This window comes from Pseudomonas sp. LW8 (assembly GCF_041956865.1).
GTDB lineage: Bacteria > Pseudomonadota > Gammaproteobacteria > Pseudomonadales > Pseudomonadaceae > Aquipseudomonas > Aquipseudomonas siliginis.
On sequence record NZ_CP168138.1, the window covers coordinates 4602795 to 4629126 of the forward strand.

General features: G+C 60.4%; 27 protein-coding genes. 4 read left to right on the top strand and 23 right to left on the bottom strand.

Going from position 1 to position 26332, the window contains the following annotated elements:
* Positions 1–30: 30 nt before the first annotated feature.
* Positions 31–798, bottom strand: a complete 768-nt coding sequence (locus AB9L16_RS20690; RefSeq protein ID WP_056790143.1) for a sulfite exporter TauE/SafE family protein — start codon at positions 796–798, stop codon at positions 31–33.
* Positions 799–1017: 219 nt separating this feature from the next.
* Here AB9L16_RS20690 and xseA point away from each other — a divergent pair, with 219 nt between their 5' ends.
* The 3 genes from xseA to leuA all read left to right on the top strand — a co-directional run bounded on the left by xseA (position 1018) and on the right by leuA (position 5365).
* A complete protein-coding gene (gene xseA, locus AB9L16_RS20695) occupies positions 1018–2397 on the top strand; it encodes an exodeoxyribonuclease VII large subunit (RefSeq protein WP_024014206.1) in 1380 nt (459 codons plus the stop codon).
* A gap of 3 nt (positions 2398–2400) precedes the next feature.
* Positions 2401–3222, top strand: coding sequence for a peptidoglycan DD-metalloendopeptidase family protein (locus tag AB9L16_RS20700; protein ID WP_252868233.1), 822 nt, complete (start codon positions 2401–2403; stop codon positions 3220–3222).
* A gap of 463 nt (positions 3223–3685) precedes the next feature.
* The gene (leuA, locus tag AB9L16_RS20705) at positions 3686–5365 is read left to right on the top strand and encodes a 2-isopropylmalate synthase (protein ID WP_016773339.1); all 1680 of its coding nucleotides are present in this window, start codon (positions 3686–3688) and stop codon (positions 5363–5365) included.
* A gap of 177 nt (positions 5366–5542) precedes the next feature.
* Here the strand turns inward: leuA and AB9L16_RS20710 are convergent, their stop codons facing one another.
* The 21 genes from AB9L16_RS20710 to trmJ form a co-directional block, all read right to left on the bottom strand.
* Positions 5543–6334: an amidohydrolase gene (locus AB9L16_RS20710; protein ID WP_375122641.1), complete on the bottom strand. Its 792-nt coding sequence runs from the start codon at positions 6332–6334 to the stop codon at positions 5543–5545.
* On the bottom strand, positions 6322–7470 hold the full coding sequence (locus AB9L16_RS20715; protein WP_375122642.1) for a pyridoxal phosphate-dependent aminotransferase: 1149 nt from the start codon (positions 7468–7470) through the stop codon (positions 6322–6324). Before AB9L16_RS20715 ends, AB9L16_RS20710 begins: the two co-directional genes overlap by 13 nt.
* 291 nt (positions 7471–7761) lie before the next feature.
* On the bottom strand, positions 7762–9234 hold the full coding sequence (gene der / locus AB9L16_RS20720) for a ribosome biogenesis GTPase Der (protein WP_024014210.1): 1473 nt from the start codon (positions 9232–9234) through the stop codon (positions 7762–7764).
* Between the two features lie 135 nt (positions 9235–9369).
* The gene (gene bamB, locus AB9L16_RS20725; RefSeq protein WP_016773335.1) at positions 9370–10521 is read right to left on the bottom strand and encodes an outer membrane protein assembly factor BamB; all 1152 of its coding nucleotides are present in this window, start codon (positions 10519–10521) and stop codon (positions 9370–9372) included.
* Positions 10514–11155 (bottom strand): tetratricopeptide repeat protein, encoded by a 642-nt coding sequence (locus tag AB9L16_RS20730; RefSeq protein WP_056790153.1) that lies wholly within the window; start codon positions 11153–11155, stop codon positions 10514–10516. Before AB9L16_RS20730 ends, bamB begins: the two co-directional genes overlap by 8 nt.
* Before the next feature lie 41 nt (positions 11156–11196).
* A complete protein-coding gene (gene hisS, locus AB9L16_RS20735; protein WP_024014212.1) occupies positions 11197–12486 on the bottom strand; it encodes a histidine--tRNA ligase in 1290 nt (429 codons plus the stop codon).
* Positions 12487–12508: 22 nt separating this feature from the next.
* Entirely contained in the window at positions 12509–13618 is a 1110-nt protein-coding gene (gene ispG / locus AB9L16_RS20740) for a flavodoxin-dependent (E)-4-hydroxy-3-methylbut-2-enyl-diphosphate synthase (protein ID WP_016773332.1), read from the bottom strand.
* Positions 13619–13621: 3 nt separating this feature from the next.
* Positions 13622–14641, bottom strand: coding sequence for a RodZ domain-containing protein (locus AB9L16_RS20745; RefSeq protein WP_375122643.1), 1020 nt, complete (start codon positions 14639–14641; stop codon positions 13622–13624).
* Positions 14641–15399: a type IV pilus biogenesis/stability protein PilW gene (pilW, locus tag AB9L16_RS20750; RefSeq protein ID WP_073473307.1), complete on the bottom strand. Its 759-nt coding sequence runs from the start codon at positions 15397–15399 to the stop codon at positions 14641–14643. The genes AB9L16_RS20745 and pilW overlap by 1 nt, the downstream gene beginning before the upstream one ends.
* A 12-nt stretch (positions 15400–15411) precedes the next feature.
* Positions 15412–16560: a 23S rRNA (adenine(2503)-C(2))-methyltransferase RlmN gene (gene rlmN / locus AB9L16_RS20755; protein WP_024014215.1), complete on the bottom strand. Its 1149-nt coding sequence runs from the start codon at positions 16558–16560 to the stop codon at positions 15412–15414.
* Positions 16561–16588: 28 nt separating this feature from the next.
* Positions 16589–17014, bottom strand: a complete 426-nt coding sequence (ndk, locus tag AB9L16_RS20760) for a nucleoside-diphosphate kinase (RefSeq protein WP_024014216.1) — start codon at positions 17012–17014, stop codon at positions 16589–16591.
* 88 nt (positions 17015–17102) lie between these two features.
* Entirely contained in the window at positions 17103–17303 is a 201-nt protein-coding gene (iscX, locus tag AB9L16_RS20765) for a Fe-S cluster assembly protein IscX (RefSeq protein WP_027619659.1), read from the bottom strand.
* Between the two features lie 14 nt (positions 17304–17317).
* Entirely contained in the window at positions 17318–17659 is a 342-nt protein-coding gene (gene fdx / locus AB9L16_RS20770; protein ID WP_076564048.1) for an ISC system 2Fe-2S type ferredoxin, read from the bottom strand.
* Positions 17659–19524, bottom strand: coding sequence for a Fe-S protein assembly chaperone HscA (hscA, locus tag AB9L16_RS20775; protein ID WP_375122645.1), 1866 nt, complete (start codon positions 19522–19524; stop codon positions 17659–17661). The genes fdx and hscA overlap by 1 nt, the downstream gene beginning before the upstream one ends.
* A gap of 50 nt (positions 19525–19574) precedes the next feature.
* Entirely contained in the window at positions 19575–20096 is a 522-nt protein-coding gene (gene hscB, locus AB9L16_RS20780) for a co-chaperone HscB (protein ID WP_056790165.1), read from the bottom strand.
* A gap of 8 nt (positions 20097–20104) precedes the next feature.
* The gene (gene iscA, locus AB9L16_RS20785; RefSeq protein ID WP_003227904.1) at positions 20105–20428 is read right to left on the bottom strand and encodes an iron-sulfur cluster assembly protein IscA; all 324 of its coding nucleotides are present in this window, start codon (positions 20426–20428) and stop codon (positions 20105–20107) included.
* Between the two features lie 34 nt (positions 20429–20462).
* Positions 20463–20849 carry a Fe-S cluster assembly scaffold IscU gene (gene iscU / locus AB9L16_RS20790; RefSeq protein ID WP_003227907.1) on the bottom strand — a complete coding sequence of 129 codons (387 nt, stop codon included), beginning with the start codon at positions 20847–20849 and terminating at the stop codon, positions 20463–20465.
* Between the two features lie 100 nt (positions 20850–20949).
* Positions 20950–22164, bottom strand: a complete 1215-nt coding sequence (locus AB9L16_RS20795) for an IscS subfamily cysteine desulfurase (protein WP_016773324.1) — start codon at positions 22162–22164, stop codon at positions 20950–20952.
* Between the two features lie 50 nt (positions 22165–22214).
* Positions 22215–22706 carry a Fe-S cluster assembly transcriptional regulator IscR gene (gene iscR, locus AB9L16_RS20800; RefSeq protein WP_016773323.1) on the bottom strand — a complete coding sequence of 164 codons (492 nt, stop codon included), beginning with the start codon at positions 22704–22706 and terminating at the stop codon, positions 22215–22217.
* Positions 22707–22946: 240 nt separating this feature from the next.
* Positions 22947–23723, bottom strand: coding sequence for a serine O-acetyltransferase (gene cysE / locus AB9L16_RS20805; protein ID WP_024014221.1), 777 nt, complete (start codon positions 23721–23723; stop codon positions 22947–22949).
* Between the two features lie 3 nt (positions 23724–23726).
* Positions 23727–24497, bottom strand: coding sequence for a tRNA (cytosine(32)/uridine(32)-2'-O)-methyltransferase TrmJ (gene trmJ, locus AB9L16_RS20810; protein WP_041479930.1), 771 nt, complete (start codon positions 24495–24497; stop codon positions 23727–23729).
* A gap of 145 nt (positions 24498–24642) precedes the next feature.
* Between trmJ and suhB the strand changes: the two genes are divergently transcribed.
* Positions 24643–25461, top strand: a complete 819-nt coding sequence (gene suhB / locus AB9L16_RS20815; RefSeq protein ID WP_016773320.1) for an inositol-phosphate phosphatase — start codon at positions 24643–24645, stop codon at positions 25459–25461.
* A 249-nt stretch (positions 25462–25710) separates the two neighbouring features.
* Here suhB and AB9L16_RS20820 read toward each other — a convergent pair whose 3' ends face one another.
* On the bottom strand, positions 25711–26259 hold the full coding sequence (locus AB9L16_RS20820; RefSeq protein ID WP_041479931.1) for a glycine zipper 2TM domain-containing protein: 549 nt from the start codon (positions 26257–26259) through the stop codon (positions 25711–25713).
* Positions 26260–26332 lie beyond the last annotated feature (73 nt).

The following is a 26332-nucleotide window of genomic DNA, read 5'->3' on the forward strand; positions in this document are numbered from 1 at the left end:
GCCGGCAGCTTAATCCCTGAAGAAATCCGGTCAAGTGCTGAAATAGCGCACCATCAACGCGATCCCGCTGGCCAGCACCAGCCACGTCACCAGCCGCACAAACGCTTCGCGCGACAATCTCATGGTAAGCCGCCGGCCGATCCACAAGCCCAGCGCCATGGCCGGCAACAGACACAGCGCCAGCATCAACAAGGGTAGCTCGGCATACACACCGGCGATGACAAACAGACTCAAGCGCACCACGGTGCTGCAACTGATCAACGCACTTTGCGTGGCCCGCGCCGCTTCCTTGGGCAGGCGGCTGTTCAGATAGATCGCGTAAAGAAAGCCGCCACTGCCAAACAACGCGCCGAACAACCCACCCACCGTGCCCATCGGCACCGCCCACGCCGCTGACAACTGTGCCGGCCGCGCTTTGACCCACAGGCTGTAAACCGCATAGGCGCTGATGAACAGCCCCATCAACAACAGCAACAGATCGGATTTCAGATTCAGCAGGAAGATCACCCCCAACGTGCAGCCGATTGCCATGCACGGCAGCAGCCTGAGCAATTCCGGCTTGGCGACGTCGCGCCGCGAGGGCAGCAGATTGCCGAACGCCGCGACGAAATCCAGCAGCACCAGCAGCGGCACGATTTTCGATAGCGGCATGAACAGAATCAGCATCGGCCCCGCGACCAGCGCAGTGCCGAAACCGGCGATGCCGAAGACGATGTAGGCCAAGGCAATGGCCAACCCGATGACCGCCCAACCGCCAGCGCCCCACGACCACGCCCCCAACAGCTCCATCATGCTCATCGTCCGCATCCTTTATAAGACCGCGCTGACTGTAGCCAGTAGCGGGCAGCACGACCAGATATCAAATTGATCCCATGTGGGAGCGAGCCTGCTCGCGAAGGCGGAGTGTCATTCCCGTTGTTGTCCGCTGACACAATGCTTTCGCGAGCAGGCTCGCTCCCACAGGGTTTTGTGCGGCGTCATGGTGATTGGCGGGCAAATGCCTTTAAACTGCGCCCCATGATTAAAGATCCCTTTGCAAGACTTGGCCTGGACCGTGAAGTCCTGACCGTCAGCCAGCTCAACGGCCGTGCGCGGGTGTTGCTTGAAGACGTGTTCAGCAACATCTGGGTCGAAGGCGAAATCTCCAACCTCGCGCGCCCGGCGTCCGGCCACGTCTATTTCACCCTCAAGGACAGCGGCGCGCAGGTGCGTTGCGCGCTGTTCCGGCAGAACGCCGCGCGGGTGCGTCAGGCGTTGAAGGATGGTCTGGCGGTCAAGGTGCGCGGCAAGGTTTCGCTGTTCGAAGGCCGTGGCGACTATCAGCTGATCCTCGACACCGTGGAGCCGGCCGGTGACGGCGCGCTGCGTCTGGCCTTCGATGCGCTGAAGGAAAAGCTCAGCGCCGAAGGCCTGTTCAGTGCCGAACGCAAAGTGCCGCTGCCAGCCCATCCACAGCGCATCGGCATCATCAGCTCGCCGACCGGCGCGGTGATTCGCGACATCATCAGCGTATTCCGCCGCCGTGCGCCGCAAGTGCAACTGACTCTGATTCCAACCGCTGTACAGGGCCGCGAGGCCACCGCGCAAATCGTTCGCGCGCTGAAAATGGCCGATGCCCGTGGCTTTGACGCGCTAATCCTCGCCCGTGGCGGCGGCTCGCTGGAAGACCTCTGGTGTTTCAACGAAGAAGCCGTGGCGCGCGCGGTCGATGCCTGTGTCACACCCATTGTCAGCGCCGTCGGCCATGAAACCGATGTTTCGATCAGCGATTTTGTCGCCGACGTCCGCGCACCGACGCCCTCGGCCGCCGCCGAACTGCTCGCTCCGGATTCCAGCCATCTGATCCGTCAGGTCGAGAGCCTGCACCGGCGTCTGGTGATGCGCATGCGTGACCGCTTGATGCGTGATCGTCTGCGCCTCGAAGGCATGGCCCGTCGCTTGCGCCATCCCGGCGAACGTCTGCGCCAGCAGGCTCAGCGTCTGGATGATCTGGACATGCGCATGCGCCGCGCATTCGAGCGCAGCCTCAATACGCGTCGAGAGCGCCTGATCCGTCTGGAAACGCGTCTCGCCGGGCAACATCCGGGACGCCAATTGGCGATGCTTCGTCAGCGCCTCGACAGCCTCGCCGAACGTTTGCCCCGGGCCATGCGCGATGCTCTGAAACAGCGTCGGCAGCAATTGCACAGTCAGATGCAGACCCTGCACGTGGTCAGCCCGTTGGCGACTCTCGGCCGGGGTTACAGCATTCTGCTCGACGAGCGTGGCCACGCGATCCGCAACGCCGCGCAGACCCACACCGGCCAGCGCCTGAAAGCCAAACTCGGCGAAGGCGAACTGCAAGTGCGCGTCGAGGACAATCACCTGACGCCCGTCACCCTCTCTTTACTGGACTGATCCATGCCGCGTTTTCTTGCTCCGCTGCTATTGCTCTGCCTGACTTTCAACGCCCACGCCGACAGCTACATCACTCGGCTGCTGAACAAACCGGTGCCGGGCGGCGTCGCCGTGGTGGATCTGGGCACCGCCGCGCAGGCGCCGAAAGCCACCTATCAAGGCAAACCGGTGCTGGTGGTCAAAGAGCAGAACAATTGGCTGGCGATCGTCGGCGTGCCGCTGACGGTCAAACCTGGCTCGCAGCAGATCAGCAGTGGCGGGCGTAACCTGCCGTTTACCGTGGGCAGCAAGAAATACCCGGAACAGCACATCACCCTGAAGAACAAACAGCAGGTCAATCCGAACGCCGACAACCTTAAGCGCATTGAAAGCGAACTGGCGGAACAGATCGCGGCTTATCGCAGTTTCAGCCCGAACACGCCGAGCAATCTGCTGCTGGACAAACCGGTCAACGGGCCGCTGTCGAGCAAGTTCGGTGTGCGTCGTTTCTTCAACGGCGAAGAGCGCAATCCTCACGCCGGCCTCGATTTCGCAGTGCCAGCGGGCACGCCGATCAAGACCCCGGCGGCGGGCAAGGTGATTCTGATCGGCAATTACTTCTTCAACGGCAACACGGTGTTTGTTGACCACGGCCAAGGCTTTATCAGCATGTTCTGCCACATGTCGAAGATCGACGTGAAAAACGGCCAGCAACTGGCGCGCGGCGCGGTGGTCGGCAAAGTCGGCGCGACCGGCCGGGCAACCGGGCCGCATATGCACTGGAACGTCAGCCTGAATGATGCGCGGGTGGATCCGGCGATTTTCATTGGTGCCTTTCAACCTTGAATATGGGTTGAGGCGACCGGCCTCTTCGCGAGCAGGCTCGCTCCCACACTGGATCTTGTTCACAACAAAGATTCCCTATGGGAGCGAGCCTGCTCGCGAAGGCGGCCTATAACACACTGCCATACTCAATGAATCTCCAAAAACTCAATTGCGCCCCAATCTAGCCTTACGCAAACATCAATAACTTCCACCGCCTTAAGCGCAATAAATTCCTGCTAAATCCCGCTTTTCGGGTATTCCTCTCAATTTTTTTCGACTGCTTGCCATCCTTTCCCCTCGCGGTTAGGGTTGAAGCCATGAAAACCTCTCACACCCTCATTCAGCTTCGCCAGCACCGCAGCCTGTGCCTCGTCAGCGCACGACTGCCAGGCTGAATCGCTGCGCCTCGTCCCACGCTTTTCCAAGAACATTCGTTCAACCGGCAGGCCGCCTCTTTTCGGCCCAGACAACAAGGAATTTTCCGATGAGCATGCTCAAAGACCCGTCTTCGAAATACCGCGCGTTTCCCGTCATCAACCTGCCGGATCGCACATGGCCGTCGAAGACCATCGACGCCGCGCCGATCTGGTGCAGCTCCGACCTGCGTGACGGCAACCAGTCGCTGATCGAGCCAATGGACGCGGCGAAGAAGCTGCGCTTCTGGAAAACCCTGGTGCAGGTGGGCGTGAAGGAGATCGAAGCGTCGTTCCCGGCCGCGTCGCAAACCGACTTCGACTTCGTGCGTACGCTGATCGAAGAAGGCCACATCCCGGACGACACCACCATTCAGGTACTGACCCAAGGCCGTGAAGACCTGATTGAGCGCACCTTCGAATCCCTGCGCGGGGCGAAGAAAGCCATCGTTCACCTGTACAACGCCACCTCGCCTTCTTTCCGTCGCATCGTCTTCAACCAGGACAAGGACGGCATCAAGGCCATCGCCGTCAACGCTGCCAAGCTGTTCGTCAAATACGCAGCCATGCAGCCGGAGACCGAGTGGACCTTCGAATACTCGCCGGAAACCTTCAGCGCCACCGAGCTGGAATTCGCCAAGGAAGTCTGCGACGCCGTGATCGAGGTGTGGAACCCCACGCCTGAGCACAAGATGATCCTCAACCTGCCGGCCACGGTTGAATGCGCGACGCCGAACGTCTACGCCGACCAGATCGAATGGTTCGGTCGCAACATCAACCGTCGTGACAGCGTGATCATCAGCCTGCACACCCACAACGACCGGGGCACCGGCGTGGCCGCCACCGAGCTGGGCCTGATGGCCGGCGCCGATCGCGTCGAAGGCTGCCTGTTCGGCAACGGCGAGCGCACCGGCAACGTCGACCTCGTCACCGTCGCGCTGAACATGTACACCCAGGGCGTCGACCCTGAGCTGGACTTCTCCGACATCGACGGCGTGCGCAAGGTCGTCGAAGAGTGCAACCAGATCCAGGTGCACCCGCGTCATCCGTACGTTGGCGACCTGGTTCACACCGCGTTCTCCGGCTCGCACCAGGACGCAATCCGCAAGGGCTTCGCCCAGCAGAAACCGGACACCCTGTGGGAAGTGCCGTACCTGCCGATCGACCCGGCCGACATCGGTCGCAGCTACGAGGCGGTGATCCGCGTCAACAGCCAGTCGGGCAAGGGCGGCATCGCTTACTTGCTGGAGCAGGAATACGGCATCAGCCTGCCACGGCGCATGCAGATCGAGTTCAGCCAGGTCGTGCAGCGTGAGACCGACCGTTTGGGCCTGGAGATGACGGCCAAGCAGATTCACTCGCTGTTGATCAGCGAATACCTGCAGGCCAACACTCCGTATGCGCTCGTCAGCCATCGTCTGCAGGAAGAAAACGGCAACAGCGCCGTCGAAGTGGAAGTGGCCAGCAAAGGTCAGGGCGAAACCAACCTGCACTGGCGCGGCAAGGGCAACGGCGCGCTGGAAGCGCTGGTCGCCGGCCTGCCGATTCCGGTGGAAATCATGGACTACAACGAACACGCGATCGGCGCAGGCACCAATGCCAAAGCGGCGGCCTATATCGAATTGCGGGTGAACGGTGAACGTGCGGTGCACGGCGTGGGTATCGATGAAAACATCACCACGGCGAGTTTCAAGGCACTGTTCAGCGCGCTGAACCGCTCGCTGAGCCAGCCAGAGGCGAAAGCGGCGTAATCCGACTGCTGAAATGCGAAAGGCCCCGGAGTGTGAGCTCCGGGGCCTTTTTTTGCCTACAGGTTTCTGGCTGACTTTTATGGCCCCTTCGCGAGCAGGCTCGCTCCCACATTTGGAATGCATTTCCCTGTGGGAGCGAGCCTGCTCGCGAAGGCGTCCTGACAGGCGCTGGGAGTATCAGGTGAACTCGAAAGTGTCGGCATCCAGGTTCGCCGGAAAGCGCTCGCGATACGCCGCCAACGGCGCCGCTTCCACAATCACCTTGAACACGCCATCCGCCTCCCCCGCCGCCAGCAACGTCTCGCCCTGGAAATCCAGCACCTGACTGTCGCCGGTATACGCGAAGCCTTTGCCATCGCTGCCCACCCGATTTACCGCTGCCACGTAGCAGAGATTTTCAATCGCTCGTGCCGGCAGCAGGCGGTTCCAGTGCAGACGCCGTGCGCCCGGCCAGTTCGCGGTGTACAGCAGCAGATCGGTGTCCTGCGCGTCGCGGCTCCACACCGGGAAACGCAGGTCGTAGCAGATCAGCGGACGAATCCGCCAGCCCTTGAGCTCGAACTGCACCTGACGCTCGCCCGGCGTGTAATGGTTGTGCTCGCCGGCCATACGAAACAGGTGACGCTTGTCGTAATGCAGCACTTCGCCGTCAGGCCGCGCCCAGAGCAGGCGGTTGCGATGGCTGCCGTCAGCCGCCTGAACAATCACGCTGCCAGTGATGACCGCATCGAACTTGGCCGCCTGCGCCCGCAGCCATTTGCTGGTCGGGCCGTTTTCCGCTTCGGCGAGGGTTTCCGACTCCATGGAAAAACCGGTGGTGAACATCTCCGGCAGGATAATCAGATCGGCACCACGGGCCTGCTCCAGCAGCAGCTCGAAATGCTCGAGGTTGGCCTGGCGATCGTGCCAGGCCAGGCTGGTCTGGATCAACGCCAGGGTCAGGTCTGGCAATGCACTCAGATCACGCATAGTTTCGCCGCCGCTTCACGCAGCGTCTCCTCGCGTTTGGCAAAGCACAGACGTATCAGGCGCTGGCCTTGCGGTGGGTTCTGGTAGAACACCGACACCGGAATGCTCGCGACACCGTGCTCGCGGGTCATCCACATGGCCATGTCGACATCGTTTAGATCCGGACGGATCTGCGAATAATCGACCAACTGGAAATAGGTACCGGTGACCCGGGTAAAACTGAAGCGCGAAGGCGCGAGCAGATCGCAGAACAGATCGCGCTTGGCCTGATAGAAACCCGGCAGCTCTTCAACGTGTTCCGGGTGCTCGGCCATGTAATCGGCCAGCGCGTATTGCAGCGGCGTGACGCCACAGAAACTGACGTACTGATGCACCTTGCGCAGTTCGGCTGTCAGGGCTGGCGGGGCGACGACATAGCCGGTTTTCCAGCCGGTGACGTGGTACGTCTTGCCGAACGAACTGACCACGAACGCGCGCTGATACAACTCTTCATGGGCCAGCACGCTGACATGCGGCACGCCGTCGAAGACCAGGTGTTCGTAGACTTCGTCGCTGATCAGATAGATGTCGCGATCACGGATCAACGCCGCCAGTTGATCGAGCTCGTCGCGGCTGATCAATGCGCCGCTCGGGTTGTGCGGGGTGTTGATGACGATCATTTTCGTGCGCGGGCTCAGGGCCGCGGCGAGCTGGTCGAAATCGATGGTGAAATCGTCCGGGTTCAGTTGCACATGCACGCAACGGCCACCCGCCAGCTCCGTTGCCGGTGCGTAGCTGTCGTAGCACGGATCGAAGACGATGACTTCATCGCCGCTGTGAATCACTGCCTGAATCGCGCAGAAGATTGCCTGAGTCGCACCGGGCGTTACCGTCACTTCATGATCGGCATCGACAGTCACGCCATAGCTGCGCGCGATCTTGGCCGCGATCTGCTGACGCAACGCCGGCAAACCGGTCATCGGCGAATACTGGTTATGGCCACTGGCGATATGCCGCCCGACCGCATCACGCAACAACTGCGGGCCGTCGAAATCCGGGAAACCCTGGGACAGGTTGATCGCGCCGGTCTGCGCCGCGAGCTGAGACATCTGCGTGAAAATAGTGATGCCGACATTCGGCAGCTTGCTGGTGATCATCGGGGGTTCTCTGCTCAACACCCGGCTCTGACGACGGCGCGGGAGAGCCCGAGGATAGCCCATCCGGCGCCCATAAAAAAAGGGCGCCAAACGGCGCCCTTCTCTCATTGAACAAACCCAATCCTGTGGCGAGGGGATTTATCCCCGTTCCGGCTGCGAAGCAGTCGCAAACCCGTTGAATGCGGTTTGACTGATACACCGCGGACACAGGTTTTGGGGCTGCTGCGCAGCCCATCGGGGATAAATCCCCTCGCCACAAAAGCCCCACACAAAATTGTGCAGGGCCTCGGATCACTTCTTGTCGCGGCGCTTCTTGCTGGCTTTCTTGTTGTGCGACATCAAGCGACGCTTCTTGTTGACCTGGCGGTCGGTCAGCGTGTTCTTGTTGCCTTCGTACGGGTTCTCGCCGCCCTTGAACTCGATGCGGATCGGCGTACCGACCAGCTTGAGTACACGACGGTAAGTGTTCTCCAGATAGCGCACGTACGACTTCGGCACTTTCTCGATCTGGTTACCGTGGATCACGATGATCGGCGGGTTCGCACCACCCAAGTGAGCGTAACGCAGCTTGATCCGGCGGTTGTTGACCATTGGCGGCGCGTGCTCGCCCACCGCATCTTCCAGAATCTGGGTCAGACGGTTGGTCGGCCAGCGGGTAACAGCGGACTTGAACGAGTTCTGCACCGAAGCGTAGAGGTTGCCCACGCCCGTGCCGTGCAACGCCGAGATGAAGTGAATGTCGGCGTAGTCGACGAAGAACAGACGACGTTGCAGCTCGACTTTCACAAAGTCGCGCTCGCTCGGCGTCATGCCATCCCACTTGTTGATCGCGATGACCAGCGCACGACCGGATTCGATCGCGAAGCCCAGCAGGTTCAGGTCGTGATCGACCACACCCTCGCGGGCGTCCATCACGAAGATCACCACGTTGGCGTCTTTGATCGCCTGCAGGGTTTTGACCACGGAGAATTTTTCGACTTCTTCGTGGATCTTGCCGCGCTTGCGCACACCGGCGGTGTCGATCAGCGTGTACTTCTCTTCATTGCGCTCGAACGGAATGTAGATGCTGTCGCGGGTGGTGCCCGGCTGGTCGTACACGATGACCCGGTCTTCACCGAGCATGCGGTTGACCAGGGTCGACTTGCCGACGTTCGGACGACCGATGATGGCGATCTTGATCCCGTCTTTTTCGCTCGGACCAGGAATGCGCTTGGCTTCCTCGCCTTCGGCAACGACTTCTTCCTCTTCACCTTCAGCCGGCTCGTCATCATCGCGCGGGAATTCGCTCAGGGCGGCTTCCAGCAGTTGCGTGATGCCACGGCCGTGGGCGCCGGCGATCGGGATCGCGTGGCCCATGCCCAGCGGGGCGAATTCGGCGCGGGCCATTTCCGGGTCGATGTTGTCGACCTTGTTGGCAACCACGTGGGAACGCTTGTTACGTTTGCGCAAATGCTCGGCGATCATCTGGTCGGCAGCGGTAAAACCGGCCTTGGCATCTACCAGAAACAGCACCACATCGGCTTCTTCGATGGCCAGCAGCGACTGCTCGGCCATTTTTTCGTCCATACCATGTTCGTCACCGGAGATACCGCCGGTGTCGATCAGAATGTAGGAACGCCCTTGCCACTTGGCCTCACCGTACTGGCGATCACGGGTCAGACCGGACAGGTCGCCGACGATGGCGTCACGAGTCCTGGTCAGGCGGTTGAACAAGGTGGACTTGCCGACGTTCGGTCGGCCCACCAGGGCGATTACGGGAACCATGCGGCTCTCCACTTCGTTATTTCAGAAAATACAAAAGCCGCTGCGAGGCAGCGGCTGGTGCTCGGGGCAACACCCGGGGGCGCTGCAAACCCTGCTGATGCAGGGCCGCTTGGGGATGAACCCCAAGCATAGTTGTTACTTGATGGTCAGGGCTTCCAGTTTGCCGCTGTTGCCATACACATAAATCGTGTCGCCCACCACCAGCGGACGGGCACGCAGGCCGTCGCTGTCGATGCGCTCACGGCCGACGAAACGACCGTCGACCTGACTCAGCAGATGCAGATAACCTTCCAGGTCACCCACAGCTACGTAGCTGGAGAACACTTCCGGAGCCGACAGTTGACGGCGAGCCAGCGAGTCGTTGCTCCACAGTGCGGTGGTGGAACGCTCATCGACGCCTTCAACGGTGCCCGAGGACAGGCTCACGTAGACGCTGCCGAAACCTTGAGCGATACCGGCGTAGCTCGACGCATCGCGCTGCCACAGTTGACGACCGCTTTCCAGGTCCAGTGCCGCAACGCGACCCTGATAGCTGGCCACGTACAGCGTGCCGCCCGACAGCAGCAGACCGCCGTCGATGTCGACGACGCGCTCCAGCTCCGAACGACCTTGTGGAATGGCGATGCGTTGTTCCCACACCGGCACGCCGTTGGAGATGTCCAGCGCGACCACTTTACCGGTCGACAGGCCAGCTACGGCCAGACGGTTGGTCACCAGCGGAGCACTCGTGCCACGCAGGGTCAGGACCGCCGGGGTGCTGTCATACACCCAGCGCTGGTTGCCGGTGGCAGCGTCCAGACCGATCAAACGATCGTCCTGGGTCTGCACGACGACCACGTCGCCGTTGTTGGCCGGCGGCGCGAGCACTTCACTGTTGACGCGGGCACGCCACTTCTCTTCACCGTTGCTGGTGTCCAGAGCGACGACTTCGCCACGCAGGGTACCGATCAGTACCAGACCGTAACCCACGCCAACGGCGCCGGAGACAGGCAGTTCCAGATCCTGGTCCCACTTCACATCGCCGTTGCTGCGATCCAGCGCCATCACCACACCAGTCACATCGGCGGCGTAGATGGTGTCACCGTCGATCGCCGGCACCAGCATGTTGTAGGTTTCGCCCTGACCGTCACCGATCGAGCGGCTCCACTGCTTCTGCAGAACGACTTCTTCTTTGAAGTCGGTCAGTTCGGCCGGTGGCAATTCTTTCTTGCTGTTGCTGCTGCAACCCGCGGCCAGAAGGGCCAGAGCCAGCAATGCTGCATGCTTCCAACGGATCACGTCACGCATCCCCTTTGGCCAGGTCGTCGAGCTTGATTTGAAGGCCACCGACCGCCGCTTCATCCGACAGTGCCGCCTTGGCTTTTTGATACGCCTTGTTCGCGTCATCGGTACGGCCCAAGCGCACCAGCAGGTCGCCCTTGAGTTCTTCGCGAGTGGCCAGGAACGCTTTGTCGGCATCGCCGTCGAGCAGTTTCAGGGCGTCTTCGGCCTTGTCCTGCGCGCCCAGCACCTGCGCCAGACGCTGACGGGCGATTTCGCCCAGCGCCGGGTTGGCCGGTTTGTCGACGATGGCTTTGAGTTCGGTTGCCGCGTCGTCCAGCTTGCCGCTGTCGACCGCCACTTTGGCGACGAACAGGCTGCCGTATTGCGCATAGGCAGAACCGCCGTACTCGCTGTTGAGCTTGCCGGCCAGATCCGCAACGCGGGCGGCATCAGGCTTGCCGTCAGGCGTCAGCGTGGTTTCCAGCAATTGCTGATAGAGCACCGAGGCGCCTTGCGACTGGTTGCTCTGGTACTTGTGCCAGGCCTGCCAGCCGAACACGATGACCAGCGCCAACAGGCCGCCGGTGACCAGAGGTTTGCCGTTGCGTGTCCACCAGTCCTTCAAATCCGCCAACTGTTCGTCTTCGGTACTCGACACCCCAATACTCCTTAATCGCTAAATCGGCTGTTAAGACAGCTTCAACCCTGCACGACGCAGGTGGCCAGGTGAGCGGCAAGCGCATCCCAGGCAATGCTTTGTTGTTCGCCCTGGCCACGCAGGGGTTTGAAACCTACCACTTGCTGGGCCATTTCGTCGTCACCGAGGATCAATGCGTACAGCGCACCGCTCTTGTCGGCCTTCTTGAACTGGCTTTTGAAACTGCCGGCGCCGGCATTGACTTGCAGGCGCAGGTTTGGAAGTTCATCGCGAACACGTTCGGCCAGGGCCAGACCGGCCAGCTCGGCCTCTTCACCGAAGGCGCAGAGGTAGACGTCGACCTGACGGGAAATTTCCTGCGGAATCTGCTCAAGGGTTTCGAGCATCAATACCAGACGCTCGATGCCCATGGCGAAACCGACGCCCGGGGTTGGCTTGCCGCCCATCTGCTCGACCAGACCGTCGTAACGGCCGCCCGCGCACACGGTGCCCTGGGCGCCGAGCTTGTCGGTGACCCATTCGAAAACGGTTTTGCTGTAGTAATCGAGGCCACGCACCAGTTTCGGGTTGAGCACGTAAGGAATGCCGACGGCATCCAGACGCGCCTTCAGGCCTTCAAAGTGAGCGCGGGACTCGTCGTCGAGGTAATCGGCCATTTTCGGCGCATCGACCAGCACGGCCTGGGTGTCGGCATTTTTCGTGTCGAGCACGCGCAGCGGGTTGGTTTTCAGGCGACGCTGGCTGTCTTCGTCGAGCTTGTCGTGGTGCGCCGAGAGGTACTCGACCAGGGCTTCACGATAGCGACCACGGGATTCGCTGGTGCCGAGGCTGTTGAGTTCGAGCTTGACCGCATCACGGATGCCCAGCTCGCCCCACAGGCGCCAGGTCATGATGATCAGCTCGGCGTCGATGTCCGGACCGTCGAGGTTGAACACTTCCAGACCGATCTGGTGGAACTGGCGATAACGGCCTTTTTGCGGACGCTCGTGGCGGAACATCGGGCCGATGTACCAGAGTTTCTGCACCTGACCACCGCCGGTGATGCCGTGCTCAAGCACGGCACGCACGCACGCCGCAGTACCTTCCGGACGCAGGGTCAGGGAATCACCGTTGCGGTCTTCGAAGGTGTACATCTCTTTTTCGACGATATCGGTGACTTCGCCGATCGAGCGCTTGAACAGCTCGGTGAACTCGACGATGGGCATGCGGATCTGCTTGTAACCGTAGTTATCCAGCAGACGCGCCACAGTGCCTTCGAAATAACGCCACAGCGGGGTCTGTTCGGGCAGGATGTCGTTCATGCCACGAATGGCTTGCAGAGACTTGCTCACAAAATTTCCTTAATTCGTTCGATCAGCCGCGCGCGATAACGGCAGCGTCAGCTTCGACCTTTTCGGCCGCTTTCTGGCGGATCAGCTTTTCCAGCTCGTCCACCAGATTGTCATTCGTCAGCTTCTGCGACGGCTTGCCGTCGATGTAAATCAGGTTTGGCGTGCCGCCGGTCAAGCCGATATGGGCTTCCTTGGCTTCGCCGGGGCCGTTGACCACGCAACCGATGACCGCGACATCCAGCGGCACCAGCAGGTCTTCAAGGCGCCCTTCCAGCTCGTTCATGGTCTTGACCACATCGAAGTTCTGCCGCGAGCAGCTCGGGCAGGCGATGAAGTTGATGCCACGGGAACGCAGATGCAAAGACTTGAGAATGTCGTAACCGACCTTCACTTCCTCGACCGGGTCGGCTGCCAGCGAGATGCGGATAGTATCGCCAATCCCTTCGGCGAGCAGCATACCTAGGCCCACGGCGGATTTCACCGTGCCCGATCGCAAACCGCCGGCTTCGGTGATGCCCAAGTGCAACGGCTGAACGATTTCTTTCGCCAGCAGGCGGTAGGCTTCGACGGCCATGAACACGTCGGAGGCCTTCACGCTGACCTTGAAGTCCTGGAAATTCAGGCGTTCGAGGTGTTCAACGTGGCGCAGCGCGGATTCGACCAATGCGGCCGGGGTCGGCTCGCCGTATTTCTTTTGCAGGTCTTTTTCCAGCGAACCGGCGTTGACGCCGATGCGGATCGGAATGCCGCGATCACGCGCCGCATCGACCACGGCACGCACGCGGTCTTCGCGACCGATGTTGCCCGGATTGATGCGCAGACAGTCCACACCCAGTTCGGCCACGCGCAAGGCGATTTTGTAGTCGAAGTGGATGTCAGCCACCAACGGCACTTTGACCAGTTGCTTGATCTTGCCGAACGCCTCGGCGGCGTCCATGTCCGGCACCGAGACGCGGACGATGTCGACGCCGGCGGCTTCCAGACGATTGATCTGCGCCACGGTCGCGGCGACGTCATTGGTGTCGCTGTTGGTCATGCTCTGCACAGCGATCGGCGCGTCGCCGCCCACCGGTACGTTGCCGACCCAGATCTTGCGCGATTCGCGACGTTTGATTGGAGATTCGCCGTGCATGACTTATTGACCCAACTTCAGGCGAGCAGTCTCGCCACTGGTGAACGGAGCGATATCGACCGGTTGGCCGTTGTAGCTGACCTGTGCCGCGCGGGCAACGCCCAGACGTACGGCGAGCGGCGGCTTGCCGGAAACACTCACGCTGTCGCCTTTATGCTTCAGGCCGCTGAAAATCACTTTGCCACGGCCATCGGTCACCTGTGCCCAGCAATCGCCGGTGAACTGCAATTGCACCTGGCCTTCGCCGGCAACCGGAGCAGCTGCTTCAGCGCTTGGCGCTTGAGCAACCGGCGCGGTCGGGGCAGGTGTCGCTGGGACATTCGGCGCTGGAGTGGCCGGAGCCGCCGCCACTGGCGCAGGCGTCTGTGCCGGTGCGCTTGGCGCAACTGCCGGGGCAGCTGGCTCGGTAGCTGGCGCAGCAGATTCGGCGCCGGTCGATTCGGCACTGGTTTCCGACTGCGGCAAGGCCAGCGATGTCGAACTGTCGGCCTGATTTTCGGCGACAGCCTGATCTTCCGGCTCGTCGATCGGGTGGATCTGCGTGGTGCCGTCAGCGCCTTCGACTTCGACGTGTTCCGGCGCCAGGCTGGTCAGATCGCGGGTGCGCTGCGAGGTCTGATCCTGCCACCAGACGAAACCGCCGCCGATGACCGCGATCAGCAGCAACAGGCTGACGATACGCAAAATGGTGTGGGAAACGCGCACCGGCTCTTCGATACGACCGAGGGCGTGAACGTTGCTGCCCTGGGAATCGGTACCGGTGGACTGGTCGAATTGCTGAACCAGAACGGTCTGGTCCATGCCGAGCAATTTGGCATAGGCGCGAATGTAACCGCGAGCGAAGGTATGCCCCGGCAGCTTGTCGAAAGCGCCGGCTTCAAGATTGCTCAGGGACGTCACGGTGAGGTTGAGCTTGAGGGCCACTTCGGCCAGCGACCAGCCATTGCTTTCGCGGGCCTGGCGCAGGGTCTCACCGGGATTTACGCGATTCGCTGCTACAACTTCGGGATGCGCCGCTTTCATCATTGCTCCGACAGGTATTGCTGATATTCCGGCGTACCGGGATAGAGTCGTTTTAATTGCAGACCGTAACTGGCTGCCTTGTCGCGATCTTCAAACACTTTTGCCAGCCGAACGCCGAGCAATAGACTACGTGCATTTTGTTCGGTGAGCTGGCTGAAACGGTCGTAATAGTCACGCGCGGGCACATAATGCCTGTCTTCGAAGGACAACTCAGCCATTTCCAGCAATGCGCGTGGTTGTTGGCGATTCAGGCGCAGGGCTTTTTCCAGCTGTTGCTGGGCCAGATCACGCTGGCCAAGCTTGGCGGCGGTCATGCCGAGATTTTCGAAGACCCGCGAGCGCTCAGGATACAGGGTATCGGCGGCCGCTTGTTCAAAACGCTCGTAGGCTTCCTTGTAGCGCTGTTCTTCGTAGAGAAAACTGCCGTAGTTGTTGAGGATGCGTGCATCGGTGGGACGTGAGGACAAGGCCTTGCGAAAGTGCTCGTCGGCAAGTGCCGGCTCCATTTCAGCCTGGAACACCAGACCGAGGGCCGCATTGGCGTCAGGGTCGGAACCGTCCAGTTCCAGCGCTTTCTTCAATGGCACCTTGGCGCGTTCGGTCATGCCCTGCTGCAGGTAGCCCAGCCCCAGCTGCACGTAGGCAGCCCGCGCTTCATCGCGGCCCTTGCTCGTCTTCATCGGGTTGTAGTCACCCGACAGGACACAGCCAGCGCACAGGCTGGCCAACAGCAACAGCAGCGCAAAGCGCAGGGACATAGAGATCCTCTCTTAGTTAGTGTTCGCGGCGTTCTGTGCCAGATCGCTGTCGGCGCTCAACTCGCGCACGGCGATGTAACGTTCGCTGCGACGGGTGCGATCCAGCACCTGCCCTACCAATTGACCACATGCGGCGTCGATGTCTTCACCACGGGTGGTGCGCACGGTGACGTTGAAACCGGCCTGATGCAACTGATCCTGGAAGCGGCGGATGGCATTGTTGCTCGGCCGCTCGTACCCGGAGTGCGGGAACGGATTGAATGGGATCAGGTTGATCTTGCACGGGATGTCTTTAAGCAGCTCGATCATTTCCACTGCGTGCTCAAGCTTGTCGTTGACGTCCTTGAGCAACGTGTACTCGATGGTCAGCACACGTTTCTCGCCAAGGGCGGACATGTAGCGCTGGCACGACTCGAGCAGCATCTTAAGCGGATATTTCTTGTTGATCGGCACCAATTGGTTACGCAATGCGTCATTCGGTGCGTGCAGTGACAACGCCAGGGACACGTCGATGTGCTTGGCCAGCTCATCGATCATCGGCACCACACCCGAGGTGGACAGGGTCACGCGGCGCTTGGAGATCCCGTAGCCGAGGTCATCCATCATCAGATGCATGGCGGCGACGACGTTGTCGAAGTTCAGCAACGGCTCGCCCATGCCCATCATCACCACGTTGGTGATGGCGCGGTCGACGGTGGCCGGGACGCTGCCGAAAGATTTGTTGGCAATCCACACCTGACCGATGACTTCGGCGGCGGTGAGGTTGCTGTTGAAGCCTTGCTTGCCGGTGGAGCAGAAACTGCAATCCAGGGCACAGCCTGCCTGGGACGAAACGCAAAGAGTGCCGCGCTTGCCCTGGGGAATGTACACGGTCTCGACGCAGCTGCCGGACGCCACGCGCACCACCCATTTACGGGTGCCGTCGCTGGAGATGTCCTCGCTGACCACTTCCGGACCACGCACTTCAGCAATGGCCTTGAGCTTGTCGCGCAAGGCTTTGCTGACGTTCGTCATGGCGTCGAAATCATCGACGCCAAAGTGGTGAATCCATTTCATTACCTGACCGGCACGGAAACGCTTCTCCCCGATTGAGTCGAAGAATTTTTCCATTTCCGGCTGGGTCAGACCCAGCAGGTTTGTTTTAACAGTCGATGTAGTCATGGATTCACCTTCACTCTGCAAGCAATGCTTAACGAGTGGTTACTTCAGTAGCTGCGAAGAAGTAAGCGATTTCGCGAGCGGCAGCAGCTTCGGAGTCCGAACCGTGAACGGCGTTGGCGTCGATCGATTCAGCGAAGTCAGCACGGATGGTGCCGGCAGCAGCTTCTTTAGGGTTGGTAGCGCCCATCAGCTCACGGTTGCGAGCGATAGCGTTTTCGCCTTCCAGAACCTGAACGACAACCGGACCGGAAGTCATGAAAGCAACCAGGTCACCGAAGAAACCGCGCTCGCTGTGCTCAGCGTAGAAGCCTTCGGCTTCGGCTTTGGACAGTTGCTTCAGTTTCGAAGCTACAACGCGCAGGCCAGCGTCTTCGAAGCGAGTGGTGATCTTGCCGATCACGTTTTTAGCAACGGCGTCAGGCTTGATGATGGAGAAAGTACGTTGAACAGCCATGGTGTAACTCCAGAAACGGTAATTTGCGAAAAATTAAACCCGCGAATTATACGCGGGTTCTTTGGTATTGCCTAACCTGCGAGGACGATCAGTCGACTTCTTCGATCCAGAGCGCCTGAACCGCTTCCAACACCTTCTCGCCGACACGGCCGGAGGTGTTGTCGAAGTCAGGCAGTTCCATGATCCATCGCTGCAGGTCGACGAAATTGACAGAAAGCGGATCTACATCCGGCTTGGCTTCCGCCAATTCTTCTGCAATGCGTTGAACATCATTCCAACCGTAGCTCATGACAGTCTTACCAGTCAGTGCGGCGCTTCGGCCGCATGGTTAAGCGAATATTTCGGAATCTCGACGGTGAGGTCTTCCTCACCGACGATGGCCTGGCAAGCCAGACGCGATTGCGCCTCAAGGCCCCAGGCACGATCAAGGAAATCCTCTTCCAGCTCGTCAGCCTCTTCCAGCGAGTTAAAACCCTCGCGGATGATGCAGTGGCAGGTGGTGCAGGCGCAGACGCCGCCGCACGCGCTTTCCATCTCGATATGGTGTTCGTGGGCCAGTTCGAGAATCGATGTGCCGGGCGCAGCCTCGACCACCATGCCTTCAGGGCAGAACTTCTCGTGGGGCAGAAAAATGACCTGCGGCATCAGATATCCTCGATTTCATTCAGGTTGCGCCCCGACAGAGCGGCTTTCACCGTCAGATCCATGCGGCGGGCAGCAAAAGCATCGGTCACTTGCGACAGACGCTTGGTCTGCTGCTCGATGGCGTAGCCATCGGTACCTTTCATCAGTTCGGCCAGTTCCTGCATTTGCAGTTCGATGACCATGCGCTCTTCGGCGTCGAGCAATCGCTCGCCATCGGCCTCCAGCGCGCCCTGCACCGCTTCGAGCAGGCGTTGGGCATCGACTTGCTGCTCACGCAGAACACGGGCGACCTTGTCGTCATTGGCGTGCTGGAACGAATCTTTGAGCATCTTGGCGATTTCGCCATCGGTCAGACCATAGGAAGGTTTGACCTGAATGCTCGCTTCAACGCCCGAGCCCAATTCACGGGCAGACACGCTGAGCAGACCGTCGGCATCGACCTGGAAGGTCACGCGAATTTTCGCCGCACCGGCCACCATCGCCGGAATGCCGCGCAATTCGAAACGTGCCAGAGAGCGGCAGTCGCTGATCAGCTCGCGCTCGCCCTGCAACACGTGGATCGCCATGGCCGACTGGCCGTCTTTATAAGTGGTGAAGTCCTGGGCGCGCGCGACGGGGATGGTGGTGTTGCGCGGAATCACCTTCTCCATCAGCCCGCCCATGGTTTCCAGCCCCAGGGACAGCGGAATCACGTCGAGCAGCAGCAGTTCGCCGCCATCGCGCTTGTTGCCAGCCAGGGTGTCGGCCTGGATCGCGGCCCCAATGGCCACCACTTGATCCGGGTCGATTTCCGTCAATGGCTGACGACCGAAGGCTTCGGCAACGGCTTCACGCACGCGCGGCACGCGGGTCGAACCGCCGACCATGACCACGGCGTGGACGTCTTCCAGTTCGATACCGGAATCGCGAACGGCGCGGCGGCAGGCTTTCAGGCTGCGCGCGACCATCGGTTCGATCAGCGCATCGAAGGCTTCGCGGGTCAGCTGTGCTTTCCAGTCGCCGTAAGCCACTTCCACACTGGCCGCATCGGTCAGGGCTTCTTTGGCCGCGCAGGCGGTTTGCAGCAGATTGCGTTGCGCGCCCGGGTCGAGATCGGCGGACAGGCCAGCACTATCGATGATCCAGCCGGCAATCGCATGATCGAAGTCATCGCCGCCCAGCGCGCTGTCGCCGCCAGTGGCCAGAACTTCGAAAACGCCGCCAGTCAGACGCAGAATGGAAATATCGAAGGTACCGCCACCAAGGTCATAAATTGCAACCAGGCCTTCAGCATGTTGATCCAGACCATACGCCACAGCAGCAGCGGTCGGCTCATTGAGCAGACGCAACACGTTCAGACCGGCGAGTTTGGCCGCATCTTTGGTGGCCTGACGCTGCGCATCGTCGAAGTAGGCAGGAACGGTGATTACCGCGCCAACCAGTTCGCCACCCAAGGTCGCTTCAGCGCGCTGACGCAGGACCTTGAGGATATCGGCGGAGACTTCAACTGGGCTTTTCGGGCCTTGCACGGTGTCGATGAACGGCATGTGCGATTCGCCGCCGACAAAGCGGTACGGCAGTTGCTCGCCCAATTGCTTGACGTCGGACAGACCACGACCCATCAAGCGCTTGACCGAGAGCACGGTGTTAAGAGGATCGGAGGATGCCGCCAGCTTGGCGGACTCACCGACTTCGACGCGGTCGGCGTGATAACGCACGGCGGACGGCAGGATGACCTGCCCGTTGGCGTCGGCCAGCGGTTCGGAAAGACCACTGCGCAGCGCAGCGACCAGCGAATTGGTAGTACCCAAGTCGATGCCCACAGCCAGACGGCGCTGGTGCGGTTGAGGACTTTGGCCGGGTTCGGCGATCTGCAGTAGAGCCATGGTGATCAGGTCTTGTCTGTCTGTCAGCGTGCAATCAGGGCAGCACTGGGTTAATCGTCGAGGCGCTCTTCCAGCTGGCGCACTTCGTAGGTGAGCTTGTCGAGGAACTGCATGCGCCGCATCAGGCGTTCGGCCTGTTCACGTTGCGCTGCATCATCCCAACAGGCTGCGAAGCTTTCGTTGAGCTGTTCCTGAGCCGTCTTCAAACGACGCTTGAATACCGCGACACCGTCGAGGTCGGCGCTGTCCTGCAGATCTTCGAGCTCTTCGCGCCATTGCATCTGCTGCAGAAGAAACTCGGGATCGTGGACGGTGACTTCCATCGGCACTTCATGCCCGCTGATTTTCAGCAGGTAGCGTGCGCGCTGGGCCGGGCTTTTGAGCGTCTGGTAGGCGTCGTTGAGCCGCGCCGATTGCTCGAGTGCCGAGCGCTGCTCGCGCTCGGAAGCGTCGGCAAAGCGGTCAGGATGGACACCGCGCGCCAACTCACGGTAGCGCGTGGCCAACTGCTCGAGGTCCAGGCGGAAGCTCGGTTGCAGCTCGAATAAAGCGAAATGACAAGGAATACCCACGACCAGCCTCAGATGTTGAAGCTTTCGCCGCAGCCACATTCACCGCGCACGTTGGGGTTGTTGAACTTGAAGCCTTCGTTCAACCCTTCCTTGACGAAGTCGAGCTCGGTGCCGTCCAGGTAGGCCAGGCTTTTCGGGTCGATGATCACTTTTTCGCCGTGACTCTCGAACACCTGATCCTCCGCCACTACCTCGTCGACAAACTCCAGCACGTAGGCAAGGCCGGAACAGCCTGTGGTGCGAACACCCAGACGAATCCCTTCACCTTTGCCGCGCCCATCGAGGGAGCGCCGCACGTGTCGAGCAGCCGCTTCTGTCATGCTGATAGCCATCGTTGACTCCTTACTCGTCGCCGAATCTTGAAATTCAGATCAAACCTTTCTTCTGCTTGTAATCGCGGACAGCCGCTTTGATAGCGTCTTCTGCGAGCACGGAGCAGTGGATTTTCACTGGCGGCAAAGCCAGTTCTTCGGCCAGCTGAGTGTTCTTGATGGTTTCGGCTTCGTCCAGGGTCTTGCCCTTCATCCACTCGGTGGCGAGGGAGCTGGAGGCGATTGCCGAACCGCAACCGTAGGTCTTGAACTTGGCGTCTTCGATAACGCCCTGATCGTTGACCTTGATCTGCAGACGCATCACGTCGCCGCACGCCGGAGCGCCGACCATGCCGGTGCCGACATCAGGATCTTCCGCGTTCATCTTGCCGACGTTGCGCGGGTTTTCGTAGTGGTCGATGACCTTTTCGCTGTAAGCCATGATTCTCAATCCTCACTCATCAGGGCCGCTCTTGAGACCCTGCAACTGCGCTGCGTTAACGCCGCGTCGCTACAGGATCTGTATCCGGCGGCTTCTATAGTTAGTGTGCCGCCCACTCGATTTTCGAGATATCGACGCCGTCTTTGTACATGTCCCACAGCGGCGACAGAGCGCGCAGCTTGGTAACGGCCTCGCAGACTTTCTGCGCGGCGTAGTCGATTTCTTCTTCGGTGGTGAAACGGCCGAAGGTAAAGCGGATCGAGCTGTGTGCCAGTTCGTCGTTGCGGCCCAGGGCGCGCAGTACGTACGAAGGCTCCAGCGACGCCGAGGTGCAGGCCGAACCGGACGATACCGCCAGATCCTTGAGTGCCATGATCAGCGACTCGCCTTCAACGTAGTTGAAGCTCAGGTTCAGGTTGTGCGGAACGCGGGCGGTCAGGCTGCCGTTGACGTACAGCTCTTCCAGATGCTCGACCTGCTTGTAGAAACGGTCGCTCAAGGCTTTGATACGGACGTTTTCGGCAGCCATGTCTTCTTTGGCCACACGGAACGCTTCGCCCATGCCGACGATCTGGTGGGTCGCCAGAGTGCCGGAACGCATGCCACGCTCGTGACCGCCGCCGTGCATGGTCGCTTCGATGCGCACACGCGGCTTGCGGCTGACGTACAGCGCGCCGATGCCTTTAGGGCCGTAGGTTTTGTGGGCGGAGAACGACATCATGTCGACTTTCAGCTTCTGCAGATCGATTTCGACCTTGCCGGTGGACTGAGCCGCGTCGACGTGGAAGAGCACGCCTTTGGCGCGCAGCATCTCGCCGATGGCAGCAATGTCGTTGATGGTGCCGATTTCGTTGTTGACGTGCATCACCGACACCAGAATGGTGTCTTCGCGCAGTGCGGCGTCAATCATTGCCGGGGTGATCAGACCGTCTTCGGTCGGCTCGAGGTAGGTGACTTCGAAGCCTTCACGCTCCAGCTGGCGCATGGTGTCGAGGACTGCCTTGTGCTCGATCTTGCTGGTGATCAGGTGCTTGCCCTTGGAGGCGTAGAAATGTGCCGCGCCCTTGATCGCCAGGTTGTCGGATTCGGTGGCGCCGGAGGTCCAGACGATTTCGCGCGGGTCGGCATTGACCAGATCGGCCACCTGACGACGAGCGTTTTCGACGGACTCTTCAGCCTTCCAGCCGAACACGTGGGAACGGGACGCCGGGTTACCGAAGTTTCCGTCGACCAGCAGGCATTCACTCATTTTCTGCGCAACGCGCGGATCAACCGGGGTGGTTGCAGAGTAATCAAGGTAAATCGGCAATTTCATGGACTATCTCCTAAATCAGGGCTGGCGTGCCGCGGGTAGCTCTTCGGCTGTCATTCGACGGCGGACGCTTCAATCTTGTCCAGGCGTGGCGCCTTGCTGCTGCAACGGCGCTGGTCCTGACGCTGGGCCACTTCTTGTACCTCACGGCGAGTCACAAGGTCGGCCAAGCTGATACCGCTCAGAAATTCGTGAATCTGCAGGCTCAAATCGCACCACAGATGATGGGTCAGGCAGGTATCGCCGGAATGGCAATCGCCCTGGCCCTGGCACTTGGTGGCATCGACCGATTCGTTCACCGCATCGATCACCTGGGCGACCTGGATGCCCTGCATGTCGCGGGACAACTGGTAGCCACCACCCGGACCGCGAACGCTGGAAACCAGGTTGCTGCGGCGCAGCTTGGCAAACAGCTGCTCGAGGTAGGACAGGGAGATGCCTTGGCGCTCGGAGATATCGGCCAGAGACACCGGCCCGTGCTGCGCGTGCAACGCCAGGTCAAGCATGGCGGTCACGGCGTATCGGCCTTTTGTAGTCAGTCGCATGGACAGTTACCACGGAGTTCGGAATGGGCGGGAGTATGCAATTCCCGAGCATTTAAGTCAACTATAAGACCTAGTGCTTTAGTCGGGTTTACCCGCAAAAGAGCGCGCGCACTATAGCAAAGACGGGCTGCGGACAGCCAGCGGAACCGCGTGATCGTTCTTCGCGAGCAGGCTCGCTCCCACATTGGAATGCATTGCTCTTGTGGGAGCGAGCCTGCTCGCGAAAAGCAGCGCCGCGGTTCAGCCGGCTTTCGATTCGTCCTTGCCTTTGACGCAAGCGAAGTCTTCTTCACGCAGTTCAGGAAGATCTTTCGCACAGTAATTGCTGCCCAGATCCTTCAGTGCGCCGCACATGCCTTCCAGGCGCCCGTCCACTGCTTGCAGATGATCGAGCAACTGGCCGATGGCGCGAGCCACCGGGTCAGGCATGTCTTCGCTGACACCGTAGGCGTCGAAACCGATCTTTTCCGCCATGGCTTTGCGCTTGGCGTCCTGCTCTTCATCGGTCTTGACGATGATCCGCCCCGGAATCCCCACCACCGTGGCGCCCGGCGGCACTTCCTTGGTGACCACAGCATTGGAACCGACTTTGGCGCCGGCACCCACAGTGAACGGGCCAAGCACCTTGGCGCCAGCGCCGACCACCACGCCATCACCCAGCGTCGGGTGGCGCTTGCCTTTGTTCCAGCTGGTGCCGCCAAGGGTCACACCCTGATAGATAGTCACGTCGTCGCCGATCTCGGCGGTTTCACCAATGACGATGCCCATGCCGTGGTCGATGAAGAAACGCCGACCGACCTTGGCGCCCGGATGAATCTCGATCCCGGTCAGCCAGCGACCGAAGTTCGACACCAGTCGCGCCAGCCACTTCAACTCATTGCGCCAGAGCATGCCGGCCAGACGATGAATCCAGATCGCATGCATGCCGGGGTAGCAGGTCAGGACTTCAAAAGCGTTACGCGCCGCCGGGTCTCGATGGAATACGCTCTGGATATCTTCACGCAAACGCTCAAACATCATTCAATCCTTCCGCTTTAGAAGCTCGCCACGGGCCGCTTTCTGGGTCTCCGTGAGGATGCCACGCAAAATATTCATTTCCGCCCGGCTGACCGAGCTGCGTCCGTACAACCGGCGCAGGCGCGCCATCAAGTGCCGAGGCTTTTCCGGGTCGAGGAATTCGATGGCAACCAGCGTCTGTTCCAGGTGCTCATAGAATCGCTCCAGCTCATCCATGGTCGCCAGCTCGGCGCTTTTCACCGAGGCCACTTCTTCTTTCTCGACCTTGCTCGGCTGACCCTGTGCGGCCAGCCAGGCCATGCGCACTTCATAACTCAACACCTGAACCGCCGCCCCGAGGTTCAGCGAACTGAACGTCGGGTCGGAAGGGATGTGCACGTGAAAATGACATCGCTGCAGCTCTTCATTGGTCAGGCCGGAATCTTCACGGCCGAACACCAAAGCAATCTCGGCGCCCTGCCCGGCTTCCTCGACCACCTTGTTGCCGCATTCGCGCGGATCGAGCAGCGGCCAGGGAATACGCCGGTCGCGGGCGCTGGTGCCGAGCACCAGATTGCAGCCGACCAGAGCATCTTCCAAGGTGGCGACGACTTGCGCGTTTTCAAGGATGTCACCGGCACCAGAGGCGCGGGCATCGGCCTCGTGGTGCGGGAAGACCCGCGGATCGACCAGCACCAGTCGCGACAGACCCATGTTTTTCATGGCGCGCGCGGCCCCGCCGATATTGCCGGGGTGGCTGGTGTTGACCAGGACGACACGAATGTTCTGCAGCAAGGGAGGCGCTCTCGGACACAGGAAAGGGGGGGAAATCTTACAGAACAGCCTACCGTTAAGCTATGAAAGCGAACAGCGTCCTTCACCTGAAGAAAAGTTCTGATAGAATGCGCGGCTTTCTTTAACAACCTTAGGTGACACATCCATGCAGCCCATGCTGAATATCGCGCTGCGCGCCGCCCGCAGCGCCAGTGAACTGATCTTCCGCTCCATCGAGCGCCTGGATACCATCAAGGTCGACGAAAAAGACGCCAAGGATTACGTATCCGAGGTCGATCGCGCCGCTGAACAGAAAATCATCGATGCCCTGCGCAAGGCTTACCCGAATCACTCGATTCAGGGTGAAGAAACCGGCCTGCACGCTGGCACCGGCATCGAAGGCGAAGAGTACCTGTGGATCATCGATCCGCTGGACGGCACCACCAACTTTCTCCGTGGCATTCCGCACTTTGCAGTGAGCATTGCCTGCAAATATCGTGGCCGCCTGGAGCACGCAGTGGTTCTGGACCCGGTTCGCCAGGAAGAATTCACCGCCAGCCGTGGTCGCGGCGCTCAACTGAACGGTCGTCGTCTGCGCGTCAGTGGTCGCACCAGCCTCGACGGCGCCCTGCTCGGCACTGGCTTCCCGTTCCGTGACGATCAGATGGACAACCTCGACAACTACCTGGGCATGTTCCGCGCCCTGGTTGGCCAGACTGCCGGCATCCGCCGTGCCGGTTCGGCGAGCCTGGACCTGGCTTACGTGGCTGCGGGTCGTTTCGATGCGTTCTGGGAGTCGGGCCTGTCCGAGTGGGACATGGCTGCAGGCGCCCTGCTGATTCAAGAAGCCGGCGGCCTGGTGAGCGACTTCACCGGCGGCCACGACTTCCTTGAGAAAGGCCACATCGTTGCCGGCAACACCAAATGCTTCAAGGCAGTGCTGACGGCGATCCAGCCGCACCTGCCGGCTTCGCTGAAGCGCTAAGCTTTCCGCGAAACCAAAAAGCACCCTCCGGGGTGCTTTTTTTATGCCTGCAATTCAACGCCGTTCCCTGTAGGAGCTGCCGAAGGCTGCGATCTTTTGATCTTGCTTTCAAAAAACAAAGTCAAAAGATCGCAGCCTTCGGCAGCTCCTACACTAATCAGGTGAATCAACAGGAGATCGACTGGCCGAAGAAATCGCGGGTACAAAAAAAGCACCCCGCAGGGTGCTTCTTTTCACAACCGTAAATCCTTACTGAGCCGGCTCATTCTGCGACAGGATCAGCTTGCCTTCCTTGTCGACCGGAATCTGGTTGCCCGGATCGCGATCCATCCGCACCTTGCCTTCCTTGCCATCGAGCGAGTAACGCACGTCGTAGCCGACGACCTTGTCGCTGATGTCATTGACCGTGTTGCAGCGAGTTTGCGTAGTGGTGTAGGTGTCGCGGTTCTGCATACCTTCCTGCACCTTGTTACCGGCATAACCGCCGCCAACTGCACCGGCCACGGTGGCAATCTTCTTGCCGGTACCGCCGCCCACCTGATTACCCAACAAACCACCGGCTACGGCACCGATCGCCGTGCCGAGAATCTGGTGTTGATCCTTGACCGGCGCCTGCCGGGTCACGGTTACATCCTTGCATACTTCACGTGGAGTCTTGATCTGTGTCTTGACCGGCTCAACGGCTAATACTTGCGCATACTCAGGGCCGCTTTTAACCAGGCTGTAGGTGGCAACAGCACCCCCGGCTGTGACACCGACAGCACCCAATACCGCACCAACCAGCAACGACTTGTTCACATGAACCTCCTGACCATCACATGCGGGACGCGCCCGCGCTTCTCCCAGCCTTGGAGCACAAAAAAAGGCGCGA